Source organism: Paenibacillus glycanilyticus (assembly GCF_030161375.1).
Taxonomy (GTDB): Bacteria; Bacillota; Bacilli; order Paenibacillales; family Paenibacillaceae; genus Pristimantibacillus; species Pristimantibacillus glycanilyticus_B.
This window is the reverse complement of sequence record NZ_BSSQ01000016.1, coordinates 38222-57589: the sequence shown is the minus strand read 5'-3', so window position 1 is coordinate 57589 and position 19368 is coordinate 38222. Positions and strand designations below refer to the sequence as shown.

Sequence of the window (19368 nt, the reverse complement as noted above, 5' to 3'; positions counted from 1 at the left end):
CTCTCCCCAGAAGATTATTTCTTCGCCTTTAGTTGCTCCGTCAGCTTGCGACCGGTTGGCGTTGCCGCCAGTCCTCCCAAAGCCGTCTCCCGATGCTCGACCGGCATTTTGGTACCCACCTCATGCATAACGCCAATCACTTCATCCGAAGGAATAATGCTGCGGACTCCGGCAAGCGCCATATCGGCAGCAGCAAGCGCATTAACGGCGCCAAGCCCGTTGCGAATGATGCAAGGGATTTCCACGAGACCGGCAACCGGATCGCAGATCAGTCCCAGCGTATTCTTAAGCGCAATGCCAACGGCATGCACAGCCTGAGCCGGCGAGCCGCCGCGCAGCTCGACCATCGCGCCCGCGGCCATGCCAATCGCCGAGCCAACCTCCGCTTGGCATCCCCCTTCCGCACCGGATATGAACGAATTGTTCGCAATGACATAACCGATAGCTCCCGCAGCGAACAATCCTAACACCACTTTCTCGTCGCTCCAGCCGAACCGCTCTTGAGAGCTGACGAGTACGCCGGGAAGAATCCCGCAGGAACCTGCCGTTGGCGTAGCGACGATTCGTCCCATCGAAGCATTCACCTCGGATACCGAAAGCGCGTAAGCCAGCGCTTTGCCCGCCCATTCCCCGACCAACGGTTCCCCGGCAAGGACATGCTCGTTCATCCTGAGTCCGTCTCCTCCGGTCAATCCGCTGCGCGACTGCGCGCCGCCAGGCTCAAGCCCTTTGCTTACGGCCTCTTTCATCACCTGATAATAGCTGCTCATCTTGGCTATAATGTCAGCCTCGGACTCATCCGTCTCACGCGCTTGCTCGGCGATCATTAGCTCCGCAATCGTCAGCGATTCAGCTTGGCATATGCTTTCTAGTTCTTTTAAGGTGCGGAATCGCATGCCTTCATCTCCTTCTTGCGACAAGTTTACCTGACATCGATTACCGACACGTTTTCTACGCTTGGCAGCTTATGGAGCGATTCAACCAACTCATCAGGCGGTACCCGGTCTCCTTCAATAATGGTCATGGCAGCGCCGCTGCGTGCCTTGCGGGCAACGTTCATGAACCCGATATTCAGCCCGGATGCGCTCACCATGCCCGTTATGGATGCGATAACGCCAACCTGATCTTGATGAGCGATAACAAGCGTCGGATAGTTGCCCGTGCAGCCCGCATCAAACCCGTTGATGGAATGAATCTCGATATTCCCTCCGCCGATGGAGGCTCCTTGAACGTTTGCTTCCCGCGAGCCTGCTCTTAGCGTAATTTCCGCAAAATTCGGATGAGGCATGACGCCGGTTCCAACGCGAATGTCGTAACGCATGCCAAGCCGCTCGGCTTCAGCGAACGCATCCGGAATCCTCGCGTCATCGGTATCGTAATCGAGTAAACCGCCGAGCAGCGCCAGGTCCGTCCCGTGACCGGAATACGTCTCCGCAAAAGAACCGTATAACGTAATCTCGGCCTCCTCCGGACTACATCCGAGCAGTTGCCGGGCCACGCGCCCGATTCTTGCCGCGCCGGCCGTATGGGAACTCGATGGCCCAACCATAACCGGCCCTATAATGGAGAAGACATGTTTGAAACGCATCGCAGATTACCCCCTATTATGCCCATGTTTCCTTTGGCAGCGAGGAATAATCGCTGCTTGCTGCTTTGGCGCTTTCCGCTTGCTCGCGCGCATGGTAAGAGCTTCGTACCAGCGGCCCCGCTTCCACATGAGCGAAACCGAGCGCCATGCCCGCTTCCTTCAATTCCTTGAATTCATCGGGATGATAATACCGATGAACCGCGATATGTTTAGGGGTAGGCTGCAAGTATTGGCCAATCGTTACAATATCAACGCCCGCTTTCCTAAGATCGCTCATCGCCTCTACCACTTCATCCTTCGTCTCGCCAAGCCCAACCATTAAGCCCGACTTGGTCGTTTGACCGGGGCGGAGCGCTTTTGCCGCTTGCAAAAGCGACAACGAACGGTCGTATTTCGCTTTTGCCCTCACCTTATCCGACAATCGCCTCACCGTCTCGAGATTATGATTCAGCACGTTTGGCTTCGCATTCAGAACGACAGCCAGCCGATCGGGTTCACCGCCGAAATCCGGAATAAGCACTTCAATATCGGTGAGCGGATTAAGATGGCGAACGGCCGTAATGGTCGCGGCAAACATCGTCGCACCATGATCGTTCAAATCGTCTCTTGCCACAGAGGTAATAACGACATGCTTCAGCCCCATCTCCTGGACGGATTGCGCGACATGCCTCGGCTCCTCAAGATCAAGCTCCGTTGGCATGCCCGAGGTGACGGCACAGAACCTGCAGGCACGCGTGCATACTTTTCCCAAGATCATAAACGTCGCGGTACGCTGACTCCAGCACTCAAAGATGTTCGGGCATTGCGCTTCCTCACATACAGTGTGCAGCTTACGCCCGCGCATCATTCCTTTTAATTCCTGGTAGCCATCGCCTGCGTTCAGCTTGATCTTCAGCCATTCCGGCTTTGGTTCTTTCGTTTGCCGCATCCTGCCGTCCCCTCCCTTAAATCCAGGTTATTTACCCTCGATAAAAGCCGCGTATGCCTCCGCGCTAAGCAGTCCCTCTACTTCCGCCGATGCGTCTCCGTCTACTTCGATCTCAATAATCCAGCCTTCTCCGTACGGATCTTCGTTAACCTTCTGAGGAGCGTCCAGCAGCTCTTCGTTAACTTGAACGACACGCCCGCCCACCGGACAATACAGATCGGACACCGTCTTAACCGACTCAATGGTACCCATGGCATCGTTCGCGTCCAGCTTCATTCCTACCTCCGGCAACTCCACAAATACAATATCGCCTAGCTGCGATTGCGCAAAATCCGTAATTCCGATCCTTACCGTCGTGCCGCGCGCCTCTGCCCATTCATGCTCCTCCGAATATCCCAAACCCGCTTTAATCTCGCTCATCATAAAAACTCCTCTCTAGGATCTATTCTCTCGAAAATAACGGAAACGCTCCTGCTAGCTCTGCGGTCTGTTGACCGATTCTGGCCATGGCAACCGGGTCATCCCGGTGCTTCAAAGCGCCGGCGATACATTGTCCAAGCATCTGCATCTCTGCCGCGCCCATACCTCTAGTCGTCAGCGCGGGCGTGCCGATCCGAACGCCGCTTGTGACGAACGGGCTTGCCGTTTCGCCCGGAATCGTATTTTTATTGACGGTAATGCCAACCTGTTCGAGCAGCTTCTCGGCTTCCTTCCCGGTAAGCCCCCAGGGCCTGACGTCAATCAGCATCAGATGATTATCCGTTCCACCGGATACAAGCGTTGCCCCTTCTTCTTTCAACGTGTTTGCGAGTGTTCTTGCGTTGCTTACAACCCGCTCGGCATATACCCGGAACGAAGGCTGAAGAGCTTCCAGGAAGCTGACGGCTTTCGCGGCGATCACATGCATGAGCGGTCCGCCTTGAATGCCCGGGAAAATGGATTTATTAAGGCCTTTGGCTGTCTCTTCGTCATTGGTCAGAAGAAGTCCGCCGCGCGGTCCGCGCAAGGTCTTATGCGTCGTGCTTGTTGTCACGTCCGCATACGGCACTGGCGACGGATGAAGGTCCGCTGCAACAAGTCCGGCAATATGCGCCATGTCGACCATCAATTTTGCCCCGACCAAGTCTGCGATTTCCTTAAACTTCGCAAAATCAATGATGCGGGGATACGCGCTTGCCCCTGCGATTATGAGAGAAGGTTTCTCTTTGCGGGCAACCGTCTCTACAAGATCGTAATTAATCAGATGCGTCTGTTCGTCTACCCCATAACTTGCGACATCGAACCATTTGCCCGACAGACTGACGGGACTGCCATGCGTGAGATGGCCTCCTTGCGACAAATTCATGCCCATAATCTTGTCTCCGGGCTTCAGGAAATGGAACAGAACGGCCGTATTGGCTTGCGCGCCGGAATGCGGCTGAACGTTGGCGTAAGCGGCGCCAAACAGTTGCTTGGCCCTCTCGATGGCGAGCGTCTCCGCTTCGTCCACGTACTCGCAGCCTCCGTAATACCGCTTGCCCGGATAACCTTCCGCGTATTTATTCGTGAGGACCGTACCCATCGCTTCCATCACTTCCGGGCTTACGATATTTTCGGAAGCAATCAGCTCCAATGTTTTTAATTGCCGTCCATGCTCCCGCTCGATAGCGGCATGCAGGTCGGGATCACGCGTAAGTAAACTCAAGTCAGAACACCTCCTATGTAGTAGACGGGAATAACAAAAAGGGACAGAGAACCGGCATGCGCCGTGTTCTCTGTCCCGGGTACCTGAGAGTTTAAACGATCTTCGTTAACCGAATCCGTTGTTACCCCTTTGGTGGCTTGTTCGCTCTCTCCAGAGTTGCGTCGGATGCAGGTACTTTTACCTGAGAGATTAATCTACGGCTGGCAGCCTTCGACTTGCTCCTTCGGTGCCTCCAGAGCCTATGCCCCTTCGGTCTCTCCCTTGCATCGTCATCCGCATATGAAATTTGGTAATGATTGCCCTTAGAATAATGCAGGGACAAGCCTCATGTCAATATACCTTACATAAAATTTTATTTTTCCGCGTTTTGTATTGACACCTATTCCCATACCTGTGTAATAATATAGTAAGACATTCCAAAATATGCGTATGAAGGCAATGGGAGAGATCGCCCGGTCAAGTTTGCGGCGGCGCCGAAGGAGTAACCCTCACATGGGAGGGGAATCTCTCAGGCAAAAGGACCTTTGCTGGACGCAACTCTGGAGAGAATCCCGCTTCGACGGGGTCGCCCACGGGGAAACTTGCTTAAGCGCAAGGTAACTCTCAGGTACAAAGGACAGAGCAACGAGGACAAGCGAGGACGGCTTCATAACCGTGCGCGCCGCCTTTTTGCTGCTGTCCTTTTTTGCGTACGGCATGACCAATCAATCGACTAGAGGAGGCGAATTGCAAATGACGCTCGATCTGAAAAAAACGCCGCTGCACCCTTATTATTCCGACCTTTTTGGCGTCCGCTGCATTGACTTTGGAGGCTGGGAATTGCCCGTTCAGTTCTCCGGCATTCAGAAGGAACACGACGCGGTAAGGCAGCAGGCCGGACTGTTCGACGTGTCGCATATGGGTGAATTTATGGTGACCGGAACGTTTGCCGAAAGCTTCCTGCAGCGCATGACGACCAACGATGTCTCCAAGCTATCCGACGGCCAGGCGCAATATACGTTAATGTGTTACCCAGGCGGAGGCGTTGTGGACGACCTGCTCGTCTACCGGATCTCGGCCGATCAATATATGGTCGTCGTAAATGCTTCCAATATCGATAAAGATTTTAGCTGGCTTGAAGAGCATCTCATCGGCGACGTTGTCCTTGAGAACAAGTCGGATCAGACCGCATTGCTGGCGCTGCAAGGACCACTGGCGGTGGAGATTATGAAAGCGGCCGGCGCCGATTCCGAGACGCTGGAACTCTCCTCCTTCCACTTCCGGACGGATACCGGATTGACCGGATTGCCTGTCCTCGTCTCCAGAACCGGGTATACCGGCGAAGACGGATTCGAGATTTACGTACCGTCGGAGCAAGCGGGTGACGTCTGGAAGACGTTGCTTGCGGCAGGCGAGCCGCTTGGCCTTCTTCCTGCCGGACTTGGCGCACGGGATACGCTTCGGTTTGAAGCCCGCCTTCCGCTGTATGGACAGGAACTTTCCAGTACGATTTCCCCGCTCGAAGCCGGCGTTTCCTTTTTCGTTAAGCTGGGCAAGGAAGATTTCATCGGCAAAGACGCGCTGGTTAAGCAAAAGCAAGACGGTCTGCCGCGCAAGCTGGTTGGCATCGAGATGATTGACCGCGGAATCCCGCGTTGCCACTATCCGGTCTACATCGGTGACGTTCAGATTGGCGAGGTGACAACCGGTACCCAATCGCCAACGCTGAAGCGCAACCTCGGGCTCGCCTTGATCAGCACGGAATATGCGGCTGTCGGCACGGAGCTCGAAGTGGAAATTCGCGGCAAGAAGCTGAAAGCAGCTGTAATCCCTACCCCATTCTATAAAAGACTTCCGAAGGAGTGATTCCCGTTATGCCAAATCTACACCGTTATATTCCGATGACTGATCAAGACCAAGCCGATATGCTCGCTACGATTGGCGTATCGAATACAGAAGAGCTATTCCGCGATATTCCGGAGTCGATCCGTTACCGCGGCACGTTGCCGATGTCATCGGCGCTCGATGAATGGTCATTACTTGAGCATATGAAAGAGCTCGCCGGACAAAACGCCGATACGGACCGCTACAAAAGTTTCCTAGGCGCGGGAATTTACGATCATCACCTTCCGGTTGTCATTAACCATATGATTTCGCGTTCGGAATTTTATACGGCTTACACCCCTTATCAGCCGGAGATCAGCCAAGGCGAGCTGCAAGCGATCTTCGAGTTCCAATCCTATATCTGCATGCTGACCGGCATGGCCGTGGCTAACGCCAGTATGTATGACGGCACAACCGCGCTCTCCGAAGCAGGCGCGCTAGCTGCGGGAGCAACCAAGCGGAAGCAACTCGTTATCTCCCGGACCGTTCATCCGGAAGCACGCGAAATGGTACTTACGATGGCCAAAGGGTTGAACCTGGAGGTCGTTGAAGTCGGTTATGCGAATGGCGTTACCGATTTGGAGGCATTGAAGGAAGCCGTAACGACAGATACAGCCGCTGTCCTGGTTCAATCGCCTAACTTCTTCGGCGCTGTTGAAGATCTTGCAGCCATTGAACCGATTATTCACGGCGTAAAAGGGTTGTTCGTCGTAAGCACGAACCCGATGTCGCTTGGCCTTCTCGAGACGCCGGGCAAGCTTGGCGCGGATATTTGCGTCGGCGATGCGCAGCCGCTTGGCATCTCGATGTCGCTCGGCGGTCCTACTTGCGGATTTTTCGCCGTAGCCGAGCCGCTTACCCGCCGGATGCCGGGACGGATCGTCGGACAAACGAAAGACCTCGACGGCAAGCGCGGATTCGTTCTTACGCTGCAAGCCCGCGAGCAGCATATCCGCCGCGAGAAAGCGACGTCCAATATCTGTTCCAACCAGGCATTGCTTGCCTTGTGCGCATCCATCTACCTGTCGACAATGGGCAAGCAAGGATTGATTGACGCCGCCAATCTGAATGTGCAGAAGGCGCATTTTGCGGCAAGCGAATTGCAGCAGCACGGCTTCGAGCTTGCATTCGGCACACCGTTCTTTAATGAATTTGTCATTAAACTCCCTGAGGGCGCTTCTGTACGCGAGACTAACCTTAAGCTGCTCGAAGCCGGCTTTATCGGCGGTTATGATCTTGGCATTTCCTATCCCGAGCTTAAAGGCCATATGCTGATTGCGGTCACGGAAAAACGCACGCGCAGCGAAATCGAGAGCTTTGCCAATAGATTGGAGGAGTCGGTAGCATGATTACGATGAATACAAAAGCAGAGAAAACAGAAGATGCGGGTAAACCGGAAAAAGCGCTGATTTTCGAATTAAGCAAACCTGGACGTGTCGCTTACTCCCTTCCAGCCTGCGACGTACCGGAGAAACCCGCTTCCGAATACATTCCGGCTTCCATGCTGCGCCAAGCACCGGCTGAGCTTCCCGAAGTCTATGAAGTGGATGTCATCCGCCATTATACCGAGCTTTCCCGCCGCAACTTCGGCGTAGATAACGGCTTTTATCCGCTAGGTTCCTGTACGATGAAATATAACCCTAAGATTAACGAAGATACGGCCCGCTTCGCGGGTTTTGCCAAAATCCATCCTTACCAGCCGGAAGAGAGCATTCAAGGCGCTCTTGAACTGCTCTATACGTTGCAGAACGATCTGGCGGCATTAACAGGCATGGACCAAGTGACTTTGCAGCCTGCCGCCGGAGCACACGGGGAATGGACTGGTCTGATGATGATCCGCGCCTATCACGAAAGCCGCGGCGAGGTGCGCACGAAGGTAATCGTACCGGATTCCTCCCATGGCACAAACCCCGCAAGCGCGACAGTTGCCGGTTTCGAGACGATTACGATCAAGTCGAACGAACGCGGCATGGTCGATCTGGACGCTCTCCGAGCAGCGGTAGGCAGCGATACGGCGGCGCTAATGCTGACGAACCCGAGTACGCTTGGTCTATTCGAGGAGCAAATCGTCGAGATCGCAACTATTATCCACGAAGCTGGCGGACTGCTCTATTATGACGGAGCAAACTCCAACGCTATTATGGGCATTACGCGTCCGGGCGACATGGGCTTTGACGTCGTTCACCTTAATCTGCATAAGACGATGAGCACTCCGCATGGCGGCGGCGGTCCCGGCGCTGGTCCGGTTGGCGTGAAGAGCAAGCTCATTCCGTTCCTGCCGAAACCGATTGTAGCCCAGGCGACAGACGGCTCCTACTTCTTCGATTACGACCGTCCGGCATCGATCGGCCGCGTCAAAGCGTTTTATGGCAACTTCGGCATTCTTGTTCGTGCTTACACTTATATCCGGACGTATGGACCGGAAGGTCTGAAGCATGTATCGGAATGCGCGGTGCTTAACGCGAACTACATGATGGCCCGTCTGGCCCCTTACTACGAAATGCCATACCCTGGCGTCTGCAAGCATGAATTCGTGATGTCGGGCCGCGGCTTGAAGGCGAATTACGGCGTTCGCACCTTGGATGTGGCGAAGCGATTGCTCGACTTCGGCTACCATCCGCCAACGATCTACTTCCCGCTTAACGTGGAAGAATGCATTATGATCGAGCCTACCGAAACCGAAAGCAAAGAAACGCTGGACGGCTTCATCGACACGATGATTCAAATCGCCGAGGAAGCCCGCACCAATCCGGAGCTTGTGCTGAACGCACCATACGGCACCGTCGTCCGCCGTCTCGACGAAACAACCGCGGCACGCAAGCCGATTCTGAACTGCTCCTGTAACTAAGCCGGTAACTTTACACAACTAACAAAGCGGCTGATCTCCGGATCAGCCGCTCTTTTTGGGATCAGCACACCATTCCCCCTTGTTGGCACGATGCTCCATCCCTATTCGCATTATCAAGCCACGTTATCTCACTCCAACAATAAAACAGGCCTCTATCGCCGAACAGCTGCAGTATACTTCAATTTCATCCCATACAGGCCATGCTACGCTTTTTCACTACTTCACACTGTCCTTCGTTCTTTCCCTACGTTGCACAGAATACATCATAAACGAGCAAATGAACCCCGTTACTCAGCATATCCTGCACGAAGTGCAGGATCATCTTGCAGTGCAGCCAAATTCGGCTCGATTTAGCGGAATATAGTGCATTCGGTGCAACCGATCTCCTCTACTCCACCTTTTTAGAGCCATTATCCTGCATTCCGTGCAGGGCGCTCCATAACAAAAAAAGGACCATCTAACGGTTAGCCACTCAGCTTCCCGATTAGATGGTCCTTCAGCTATTAAATTCGCTACACCGTCACTACTGACGGCTGCGATTGGCTTGCCGGCGGCTTCACTTCAGCCGGGAACGGGGCCACATACGTCTCGCCGCCAAGCCGTTCCAGCAGCTCGACCTTCGCTTTCGCGATCAGCGACGGGTCGAGCACCGCCGCAATGGCTGTGCAGGCCATCGCTTTACCGGCCAGCAACATTCCCTTATGCGCATAGCCGCTTTTCCCTTGCGCTACGGCCTGCCAAGAATGGGCTTGCGTCGCGAAGGCCCATGTTGCCGTACCGCATTGCGCCGTAGGGACATTCCAACTGACGTCTCCAACATCCGTAGAACCAGGCATAACAATCATTCGGTCCATCAGCGGAGCTACAAAGCCGGCAAGCGGCATCTCCATCAGCATAGCTGCGGCATCTTTCCCTACTTGTGCCGCGGCAGCCTGCCGGTCATCAGCCGGAATCGTATCCAGAATAGCCTTGGCAAACGAGATCTCTTCATCGGTGTATAGCGGCAGGTCCAGCTCTTGCAGAAATTCATGCATTTTGCCTTCCAGCGTTGCGTTTGGTATGAGGTTAGATGCCCCTCCCTCATAGTGGTAGGACATTTTCGTGCCTGTCATTAACGCTGCACCCCGCGCCACATCTAGTACTCGTTCGAATAGCGGGTGGACTTGGAACGCTTTAGGCGCGCGAATTAAATAATTGACCTCTGCTTCAGCCTGCACCACGTTTGGCGCAAACCCGCCCGTGTTGGTTACGGCGTAATGAATGCGGGCTTCGCTGATCATATGCTCGCGGAGGTAATTGACCCCTACATTCATGAGCTCCACAGCATCGAGCGCGCTCCGTCCAAGATGCGGCGCGGCTGCCGCATGGGCGCTCTTGCCCGCAAATTTGAAGTGGACATGCAGATTTGCAAGCGAGGACATATGCATCACGACGTTTGTCGTCGCCGGGTGCCAGCAGAATGCCGCATCGACGTCCTCGAACAGCCCCGCTCTCGCCATGTATGCCTTGCCGGAGCCGCTCTCTTCCGCCGGACAGCCATAGTAGCGAATTGTACCTGTTATGCCTTGCTTAACAAAGTAGTCCTTCACCGCTACCGCCGCGGCAAGCGAACCCGCTCCAAGCAAATTATGCCCGCAGCCATGGCCGTTTGCGCCCGGCATGACCGGAGCAAACGACGCTTTTCCCGCTTCCTGGCTTAAGCTTGCCAAGGCGTCAAACTCGCCAAGAATAGCAATGACGGGAGATCCGCTGCCATAACTGCCTATAAATCCGGTGTCGAGCTCCGCAACGCGACGTTCCACGTGGAACCCTTCTTGCTCAAGCGCCCGACATAACAGTTCGGCAGAACGGACTTCTTCAAACCTGGTTTCCGCATAACCCCATATTTGATCGCTGACCTGAATAAATAAATCCCTCTTACCCTCAATCGCTTCCGTTACCGCTTGAACGATATCCTTGTTCTCCTTCATCCTTGGCACCTCTCTAGTTCATTTTCCATTGCGATACGTTATTCACGAGGCCGATTGCGCTCGTCTCAATGCCTTTGCCAAGATTGAGATCTTTGGACGAGGCATACATTTGTTTGTCCGCATAGAGGGCAATAAAAGGAACATCGTCGTGCAATATTTGCTGAATTTGTTTGTAGATATCAAGACGTTTGGCTGGATCAAGCTCCATTGCTCCTTGGCCGATCAGTTTATCGACCTCTGCGCTAGAGTATTGCGGAATATTGTAAGGAACGCCGGTTAGGAAGAATCCGAATACACTGCCCGGATCAAGAATGAATCCAAAGTTCATAATCGTCAGATCGTAATCATGCTTCAGAGCTCTTTGATACGTAGTCGGAAAATCAAGCTTCGTTACTTGCACTTTCAATCCGGCTGCCTTCAGATTCTCGGCGGCGATATCGGATGCTTGTTCACGGATTTTGTTGCCCGTCGGAACAACAAATTCAATTGGCGTACTGAAGTCCCAGCCTGCTTCCTTCAGCAGTTGCTTGGCTTTCTCCGGATCGTACGAATATTGCGGAATATCGGCATTATAATAAGGATGCATCTTGCCAAGCATGCCGTCGACAAGATCGCCTTGCCCCTTCAGCAGCTGATCCACGATAAGCTGGCGGTTGATCGCATAAGCGATAGCCTGACGCACTTTCGGATCCGTGAATTTCTGCGTGTTGATGAACAATACGTTCGGATTGTTGGCATCGCCGAAGCCAGTCGCGACATTCGCCATGTTCTGAACTTTATCGAAGTCCTGAATCGGAATAAGACCTACAGCTGGAGCCGTCATCTGAATATCGCCGGTCTGCAGCTGCGCAGCGAGGTTTGTTGCCGGCATCATTTTCACGAACAACTCTTTAATAGACGGTTCGCCGCCGTAATAAAGCGGATTGGCTTCCATCTGAACATATTGGTCTTTGGCAAACTTCACGAATTTGTAGGCGCCGTTAGTAACGGTAGGGTTCATCATAAACTCGTTTTTGTTAAAATCAACGGGAGCGACATCCTTCAATACGTGTTTAGGCAAGTAACGCACATACGTACCGAATTGGGACTCGAATTGCGTCGCTTCCATCGGGTTTTTCGTTTTAATCGTAAAGGTGTAGTCATCGGTCTTCGCATAGAACGGAAGCGTAGTTTGATCGGCCGTCCGTTTGCCTGCCGCATCCAGACCGTCCAGGAAGGTCAGGTTAAGCAAGGTTTTCACGTTGGCATCGGTAAACATGCTGAGCGTAAATTCCACGTCGTCGGCCGTAAACGGCTGGCCATCGCTCCATTTCGCGTTTTTGTTGAGCTTGATCGTGTACGTCTGATTGTCGGTCGTCTCAATCGACTCCGCCAGCTTCGGATCAAAGCCGTAATCCTTATTAAGCGCCAGAAGCGTATCGCTCATGAAGGAATTGACGAACAGGCCCGCATTATCCAAGTTGAACACGTCAAAAGTGGTTACAGGGTTAACGAGACCAATCGACAGCGGTTTGCCCGAGTTGCCCGATGCGGCTGCGGAAGCCGACGGACTAGCGCTTGATGCCGCGTTCCCCGTATTGCTCGCGTTATTGTTATTCGAGCCGCAAGCCGTCACCAAAATCATGCATAATGCCAAGAATCCGCCTACCCATGCCATGCGTTTCTTTCCCATCCAAACCCCTCCACCTCTATATTTTTGAATCCTTGTTGCTATTGTTTAGGATCAAACGCGTCGCGCAAACCATCGCCAACGAAGTTGATCGCCAGAACGATGACCAGAATCATAATGCCCGGCGGCAGCCATAACCAAGGCTGATCGGTCATAACGCTGATCGATTGGGCGTCTGTCAGCATGTTGCCCCAGCTTGCCGTCGGAGGTTGAACGCCCATTCCGAGGAAGCTCAGTCCGGACTCGGCCATAATCGCCGCCGCTACGCCAAACGTCGCGTTAACAATAATAGGAGCAAGCGCATTGGGCAAAATGTGGCGGAACACGATTCGCGGCGTGCTTAGACCAAGGGACACGCCCGCTTTTACATAATCCATTTGCTTAAGCGTCAATACGCTCCCCCGTACCAGCCTTGCGATCGCCGGCCAGGAGAATAAAGCCAGGACTAGAACCAGCGTCCATAAGGTTGGGCCAAGCACGCTGACAACAACCAGAATAACCATCATATAAGGGAAAGCCATAAACATATCGGTGATGCGCATCACGAGCATATCTACCCAGCCGCCGATGTAAGCGGACAATAGGCCAACGACGGTACCAAACGTTACATACAGCGCCACCGTTCCGAAACCTACGATAACCGATACTCTTGTTGCGTAGATCAAGCGGGCCAGCACATCCCGGCCTACCTGATCGGTACCGAGCAAGTGGACGGAGGATGGCGCAGCCGAGAATTCGGCGGTTACCGCATAAGGATTATGCGGGGATAGCCATGGAGCAAAAATTGCAATAAAGATAAGAAATAACGTGATGACAAGACCAACGACGGCTAACTTATGCTTCATGAAGCGCCGCGACATTTGGCGGAAAGCCCCTTCGGAACGTTCTTCGCGGACGGCGTAGACCACCGTTCCCGGGGTAGCCGTTTTGACAGTAGACATCGTGCCCGCCCCCTCTCCTTGTTAGTGATACTTGATCCGCGGGTCCGCTACCGAATAGAAAATATCCGTAAGCAGATTGGCAGATAAGACAATAATGGCGGCGACCAAGTTCAGTCCCATAATCGTTGAGTAATCGCGCGACATAATCGATTGAATGGTCAGCTGGCCGATCCCCGGCCATTGGAACAGCTGCTCCACGATAACCGCACCTCCGAAGAGCAGCGGAATTTCCATGCCCACGACAGTAATAACCGGAATAAGAGCATTGCGGAGCGCATGTTTATTCGTTACGAAAAACTCCCTCACTCCTTTGGCACGTGCGGTTCGGAGATAATCCTGTTTCAGTACGTCCAGCATACTGGCGCGAATATACCGAACCTTCCGACCGGCGATTCCGACGGCAAGCGCTACGGCCGGCAGCACGATATGCAAAATCCGATCACCTATGCCGCCACCCCCGCCTAACGTTTCCGTGCCTCCGACAGGCAACCAACCGAGGTTAACCGCGAAGATATAAATGCAGACCAGACCGAGGAAAAACTGGGGGATCGAAGTTCCGACAAAAGACAAGCCGGTCATCACATAATCGAATTTCGAGTTTTGTTTGACCGCGCTCATAATGCCGATCGGCAGGGCGATCAGGAGACCAAGCAGCAGCGCGCAAAATCCAAGCAGCATCGTTTGGCCAAGTCTCTCTCCTATAATGGATCCGACAGACTCGCTCGTACTGAAAGAGTAGCCAAGGTTGCCTGACAGCAGCTGCCCCAGCCACTTGATGTATTGCACGATTATCGGATCATTCAGGCCAAGCTGTTCCTTCCTAAGTTCCAGCAGCTCGGGAGGCGTATCCGGAGTCATGTACATGTCCACCGGATTGCCCGGCGCGAGGTTGATAATGACAAAATTAATAATCGTAATGCCCAACAGGACGGGAATCGCGATCAGAATTCGGCGAATGACGTACGTTAGCATGGAATCACTCCTTTCCTGTCTCCTGGACTATGTAGCGGCGAGGGGATAATGGCACGCCGACGCGTGCTCGCCGCCTTCAAGCTGAGGTTCAATCTCCTTGCATATGGCTTGCGCAAAAGGACACCGCGTATGGAAGCGGCAGCCGGATGGCGGATTAGCCGGGCTTGGCACGTCGCCTTGCAGGACAATTCGCTGTTGCCCGCGCTTTCGCGGCTCGGGAACGGGGTAAGCATTAAGCAACGCTTGGGTGTAAGGATGACGGGGGTTTGCGAATATCTCCTCCTTCGTCCCGATCTCCACGACTTTGCCGAGATACATTACGGCAATTCGGTTGCTTATATATTTGACTGCCCCAAGACCATGGGCGATGAACAAATAAGTCAGTCCCAGCTCCTTCTGCAAATCTTTCAGCAAATTGAGAATTTGCGCCTGAATCGACACGTCCAGCGCAGATACCGGTTCATCGCATACGATCAGCTTTGGATTTAAGGATATCGCGCGGGCAATGCCGATCCGCTGCCGCTGCCCCCCCGAGAATTCATGAGGGAAGCGCTGCTTGTAGCTGCGGGGAATGCCGACCATATCCAGAAGCCAGTCAATCCGCTTCTCCAGTTCGCCGTCAGGGACGATTCCGTGAACCCTCATCGGTTCAGCAAGCAGCTCCCCTACCCGCATCCGGGGATTAAGCGAGGAGAACGGATCTTGGAAAATCATCTGCATCTTTGGCCGTACCGACCGCAGATCGGATATGGAATGTTTCGTAATGTCTTCCCCATCGAACCAAATCGAGCCGTCCGTCGGATTCTCCAGCCGGATAATGCTTCGGCCAATCGTTGACTTGCCGCAGCCCGATTCGCCTACAAGGCCAAGCGTCTCGCCGGGATACAACTCGAGCGTAATATCGTCAACGGCCTTCACGTTGCCAACCGTCCGGGATAACAGCCCGCGTCTAATCGGATAATAGGTTTTCAAGCCTTGCACGCGCAGCAGCGGCTCGGCAGCCGTCGTGGTCGTTATTGCCTCTGTCATACCGCTTCCTCCTCTCGGGGTTCAAGCTGCCATACTTCCGGCTCCTGCGCTTTCCAACAACGAACCGAATGTCCTTCCGTCACCGGCTTGAACACCGGAGCATCCAATTGGCATTTCTCGCTTGCGAATGCGCACCGGTCATGGAACCTGCAGCCGGCAGGCATATTGGTCAGCGGCGGCACGGCCCCTGGAATAGACTCCAGCGTGTCTCCGGTATCATTATGGAGATGCGGAATGGACTTCATTAAACCTTGCGTATACGGATGAAGAGGATTTTCGAACAAGGTATAGACATCCGTCTCTTCCACGACCTGACCGGCATACATAACGACTACCTTGTCAGCCATCTCCGCAATAACGCCGAGGTCATGCGTTATGAGCATGATGGAAGCTCCGATCTCTTCCCTAAGCCCCTTCATCAGATTCAGAATTTGAGCTTGTATCGTCACGTCGAGCGCAGTCGTTGGTTCATCCGCAATAAGCAGCTTTGGTTTGCACGAGAGCGCCATGGCAATCATGACCCTTTGTCTCATCCCGCCGGATAAGGCATGCGGAAAGCTCTTCATAATGGCGTCAGGGCGGGGAATGCCAACCTTCTTCAGCATTTCAATCGCATATTCTTCCATGGCTTTGCCCTTCAAATCGGAGTGAAGCCGGATCGCTTCAACTAATTGATTGCCGACCGTAAATACCGGATTTAGGGAAGTCATCGGTTCTTGAAAAATCATCGCCATCTCGCCGCCGCGCATTTGCCGCAGCTCGGATTCGGACAGCTTGGCGAGATCCTTGCCCATAAAGCGGACTTCTCCTTCTTTGATTCGTCCGTTTTTGCCGAGCAGCCTCATAACCGAAAGCGATGTAACGCTTTTCCCGCAGCCAGACTCTCCGACAATGCCGATGGTTTCCCCTTTGCCAACCTGTATGCTTACTCCGTCTACCGATGTAACCTCGCCTTTTTCCGTTTTGAAGACGGTCTTCAAATCTTTAATCTCCAGCAGCATGGTTCACCCTCCTAAAAAGAAACATCAGTGTCAGGTATTATGACACTGTTTGATCAGACCCTTGGAACCTTTGTGCAAACGCACATTTTTGTCGCTCCATAATTGTGGGGTTCTACCTACTCTTCTACCTGCTAATATGGTATATTCGCGGTAAGTTCCCACCTGTTCGAGCGTAAGCCCCTGCCAACAACCGACTGCTTTCTATGTAACTTTATTTAACATCAATATTACAGAACATTACAGACCCTTCTCTTAAGCAGATAGGATTCATTTTTTAACTTCCCGGATGGTCCAAGGCTAAATAGGTATCTAAATTTTAGAATTGTCTGAAAACTTCTCTTGGGAGGTGGCGGATTTGTACAATTTATTGATCACAGATGACGAGAGCGAAATCCGTAACGGACTAAGCAACTATTTTCCTTGGCATGAATTTGGCTATCGCGTCGTAGGACAAGCGAGCGACGGCGAAGAGGCGCTTGCTTTTATTGCCGGGCAGCCGGTAGACGTACTGCTGTGCGATATTCGAATGCCTGCTCTAACGGGAATCGAAGTAGCGGAAAGACTGTTTCGGCAGCAGTCGGAAGTGAAGGTTGTTCTGCTCAGCGGTTTCCGGGAATTCGAATATGCCCAATCCGCCATGCAATACGGGGTTAGAAGATATTTGACCAAACCGACCAAATACGCGGAGATCGCCGAAGTATTCGGCCAACTGAGGAACGAACTCGATCAGACCAAACAGCTTCCGGCCGTCCCCGCCTTGGCACCGGATATCCCCTCGGGTGATCAGACCATTGAGAAGGTAAAGGCGTATTTACATGACCATTTAGCAAGCGCCACGCTTGAATCGGCTGCCCGGCATGTTTTTTTGAACCCCTACTATTTAAGCAAATACTTCAAAACCAAGACGGGAGAGAACTTCTCGGATTTCTTGACCAAGCTTCGCATGGATAAAGCGGCTGAACTGCTACGCGCAACCGGATCGAAGACGTATGAGATTAGCGAAGCCGTAGGATACAGCAACGCCAAAAACTTCACAAGAATGTTCCGCAGCTATTTCGGAGTGACGCCAAGAGAATACCGAAACGAGGACTAATACCGTGATGACGACGACAGCCCGCTTTTTCACCCAAAATTTGCTGATTTTTTTGCTGCCTATGCTCATTCCGCTTGTCGTCTTAGGGGCTTTGTCCGCTTTTCTCATCCAGCAGTACGCCGTGAACGAGATTAACAATCGAAATACGAACATGCTGAAGCAAACGAAGGAAAACATTGAACTTCTATTTAACGAACAACAGTCTTTGAATCTCCATATTATTGCTAGCGCAACCCAGTTCATGAACTTGAAAAGCATGCTGAACAAGCCGCGCCCGACCGCAGCGGACGAGGAACAGCTAGCCGCTTTGAAAAACTTTATCGACTCTCCCTCCATTGCGCAGCCTTACATCGACTCCATTTATATTTATCTAAGAAACGATAACAAACGGTTTATCTCTTCGGTCTCCGGCGGATTCCTCTCCCTCGAAGAAGATCCTGACCGCACCTGGTACGCCAGTTATGAGAAACATGCCGGAGACAAAGATATTTGGACCGAGAGCCGGATTATTCCCCGGTATAATCTCAACAAACAACTCGTTAATAACAGCGTGATTACGATGTACCGCAACTTCAAAGTCCGCGATAATACGGAAGGCGTCATTGTCCTCAATATTAAGCGGCAATATATTGAACGGCGGCTGAACGATTTATCTACCCTTAAAGGGCAAAAGCTGCTTGTCGTAGACGAGTTTGGCTCCGTTATGTTTGGCAATGACGCCCGGACCGGACTGAAATCAAGCGAGATTAAAAGCATTATTGCCCATGCCAATCCTTCCTTTTCCATAACCGCGGCCGGCGAGGCTATGCTCATTAACAAGATGAATTCGGTACCGTATAACTGGACATTTATTTCGGTATCGCCGAAGAAATCGCTTTATACCACGCTTCAGCGGCTACTCACCATCAGTGGAATTTTGCTCTCTTTATCGCTTATTGCCGCCAGCTTGCTCGCTTACAAATTAACGCAAAAGAACTACCGGGATTTAAAACTCATCATTTCGATTCTCGACGCGGCAGAAAAAGGCAAACCTCTTCCCGTTCACCGCACAAGGAAAAACAGCATGCATAGCCAAATTATCCGCAGCCTGCTGCAAAATTTCATCGAACATAATTACATCCGAATTCAGCTGTCGGAGAGCCAGTACAAAACCAAAGCCGCGGAGTTCGCCGCCTTGCAGTCCCAGCTAAATCCTCATTTTCTGTACAATACGCTGGAGACCATTCATTGGAAAGCGGCTAAATATACGGACGGGCCTAACGAGCTGACGGGCATGGTGGAACATTTATCGGATATTTTGCGCTATTCCCTTGAAGGTCAAAGTTCCCTAGTGCCGCTGCGGGTAGAAATCGCAAATACAAAAAGCTACGTGGCCATCCAGAGAATTCGGCATGGCAAGCAGTTCGACATTTGGTGGGAATACGATGCCGAGCTTGAGGAATTTGAAGTGCTTAAGCTTATTTTTCAACCGCTTATTGAGAACAGCTTGGAGCACGGCCTTCGACCAGGCTCCAAGATATCGATTAAAATCAAGATTCAGCGGCAAGGCAGCCAACTTCGGCTTGCTGTCATCGATAACGGGAATGGCATAACGCCAGAGAGAATGATGAGGATTAGAATGATGCTCCAAAGCGATTCGCCTCCGACCAATCATATCGGCCTTATTAATACGCAGCGGAGAATTCAGCTGGCTTATGGGCATAGAGGCGAGCTGCAAATAAAAAGCAAACCGGGAAGAGGAACGCTGATTGCGATCCTGCTCCCGATAAATGAATGAGGGGG

At 52.6% G+C, this 19368-nt stretch carries 16 protein-coding genes and 3 riboswitches; of the genes, 5 read left to right on the top strand and 11 right to left on the bottom strand.

The genetic code is table 11. From position 1 onward, the window contains the following. Positions 1-14: 14 nt before the first annotated feature. From sdaAA to glyA, 5 genes are read right to left on the bottom strand one after another with little or no spacing between them, the layout of a single operon-like run. Entirely contained in the window at positions 15-896 is an 882-nt protein-coding gene (gene sdaAA, locus QQK89_RS20345; RefSeq protein ID WP_284240501.1) for an L-serine ammonia-lyase, iron-sulfur-dependent, subunit alpha, read from the bottom strand. 26 nt (positions 897-922) lie between these two features. Beyond that, the gene (gene sdaAB, locus QQK89_RS20340; protein ID WP_284240500.1) at positions 923-1588 is read right to left on the bottom strand and encodes an L-serine ammonia-lyase, iron-sulfur-dependent subunit beta; all 666 of its coding nucleotides are present in this window, start codon (positions 1586-1588) and stop codon (positions 923-925) included. Positions 1589-1604: 16 nt separating this feature from the next. After that, positions 1605-2516, bottom strand: coding sequence for a lipoyl synthase (gene lipA, locus QQK89_RS20335; RefSeq protein ID WP_284240499.1), 912 nt, complete (start codon positions 2514-2516; stop codon positions 1605-1607). Between the two features lie 27 nt (positions 2517-2543). Beyond that, positions 2544-2936 (bottom strand): glycine cleavage system protein GcvH, encoded by a 393-nt coding sequence (gene gcvH / locus QQK89_RS20330; RefSeq protein ID WP_284240829.1) that lies wholly within the window; start codon positions 2934-2936, stop codon positions 2544-2546. A 22-nt stretch (positions 2937-2958) separates the two neighbouring features. Next, positions 2959-4200 carry a serine hydroxymethyltransferase gene (gene glyA, locus QQK89_RS20325; RefSeq protein WP_284240498.1) on the bottom strand — a complete coding sequence of 414 codons (1242 nt, stop codon included), beginning with the start codon at positions 4198-4200 and terminating at the stop codon, positions 2959-2961. 160 nt (positions 4201-4360) lie between these two features. Beyond that, positions 4361-4472, bottom strand: a riboswitch (glycine riboswitch). A 157-nt stretch (positions 4473-4629) separates the two neighbouring features. Continuing rightward, a riboswitch (glycine riboswitch) is annotated at positions 4630-4734 on the top strand. A gap of 3 nt (positions 4735-4737) precedes the next feature. Next, positions 4738-4822, top strand: a riboswitch (glycine riboswitch). Between the two features lie 110 nt (positions 4823-4932). Between glyA and gcvT the strand changes: the two genes are divergently transcribed. Genes gcvT through gcvPB form a run of 3 tightly spaced genes read left to right on the top strand, consistent with a single transcriptional unit; the run spans position 4933 to position 8911 of the window. Beyond that, on the top strand, positions 4933-6045 hold the full coding sequence (gene gcvT / locus QQK89_RS20320; protein WP_284240828.1) for a glycine cleavage system aminomethyltransferase GcvT: 1113 nt from the start codon (positions 4933-4935) through the stop codon (positions 6043-6045). 8 nt (positions 6046-6053) lie between these two features. Further along, positions 6054-7412 carry an aminomethyl-transferring glycine dehydrogenase subunit GcvPA gene (gcvPA, locus tag QQK89_RS20315; protein ID WP_284240497.1) on the top strand — a complete coding sequence of 453 codons (1359 nt, stop codon included), beginning with the start codon at positions 6054-6056 and terminating at the stop codon, positions 7410-7412. Positions 7413-7417: 5 nt separating this feature from the next. Beyond that, the gene (gene gcvPB, locus QQK89_RS20310) at positions 7418-8911 is read left to right on the top strand and encodes an aminomethyl-transferring glycine dehydrogenase subunit GcvPB (protein WP_284240827.1); all 1494 of its coding nucleotides are present in this window, start codon (positions 7418-7420) and stop codon (positions 8909-8911) included. Positions 8912-9423: 512 nt separating this feature from the next. Here the strand turns inward: gcvPB and QQK89_RS20305 are convergent. Genes QQK89_RS20305 through QQK89_RS20280 form a run of 6 tightly spaced genes read right to left on the bottom strand, consistent with a single transcriptional unit; the run spans position 9424 to position 16493 of the window. Then, positions 9424-10881, bottom strand: a complete 1458-nt coding sequence (locus tag QQK89_RS20305; RefSeq protein ID WP_284240496.1) for a M20 family metallopeptidase — start codon at positions 10879-10881, stop codon at positions 9424-9426. A 13-nt stretch (positions 10882-10894) separates the two neighbouring features. After that, positions 10895-12553, bottom strand: coding sequence for an ABC transporter substrate-binding protein (locus QQK89_RS20300; protein WP_284240495.1), 1659 nt, complete (start codon positions 12551-12553; stop codon positions 10895-10897). A gap of 38 nt (positions 12554-12591) precedes the next feature. Continuing rightward, entirely contained in the window at positions 12592-13491 is a 900-nt protein-coding gene (opp4C, locus tag QQK89_RS20295; protein ID WP_284240494.1) for an oligopeptide ABC transporter permease, read from the bottom strand. A gap of 21 nt (positions 13492-13512) precedes the next feature. After that, positions 13513-14463: an ABC transporter permease gene (locus QQK89_RS20290; RefSeq protein ID WP_284240493.1), complete on the bottom strand. Its 951-nt coding sequence runs from the start codon at positions 14461-14463 to the stop codon at positions 13513-13515. A gap of 27 nt (positions 14464-14490) precedes the next feature. Continuing rightward, entirely contained in the window at positions 14491-15492 is a 1002-nt protein-coding gene (locus tag QQK89_RS20285; RefSeq protein ID WP_284240492.1) for an ABC transporter ATP-binding protein, read from the bottom strand. Then, positions 15489-16493 carry an ABC transporter ATP-binding protein gene (locus QQK89_RS20280; RefSeq protein ID WP_284240491.1) on the bottom strand — a complete coding sequence of 335 codons (1005 nt, stop codon included), beginning with the start codon at positions 16491-16493 and terminating at the stop codon, positions 15489-15491. Before QQK89_RS20280 ends, QQK89_RS20285 begins: the two co-directional genes overlap by 4 nt. Positions 16494-16848: 355 nt before the next feature. Here QQK89_RS20280 and QQK89_RS20275 point away from each other — a divergent pair, with 355 nt between their 5' ends. Both QQK89_RS20275 and QQK89_RS20270 read left to right on the top strand, forming a co-directional pair. Next, on the top strand, positions 16849-17586 hold the full coding sequence (locus QQK89_RS20275) for a response regulator transcription factor (protein ID WP_284240490.1): 738 nt from the start codon (positions 16849-16851) through the stop codon (positions 17584-17586). 7 nt (positions 17587-17593) lie between these two features. Next, positions 17594-19363 (top strand): sensor histidine kinase, encoded by a 1770-nt coding sequence (locus tag QQK89_RS20270; protein WP_284240826.1) that lies wholly within the window; start codon positions 17594-17596, stop codon positions 19361-19363. The last annotated feature ends 5 nt before the right edge of the window (positions 19364-19368 follow it).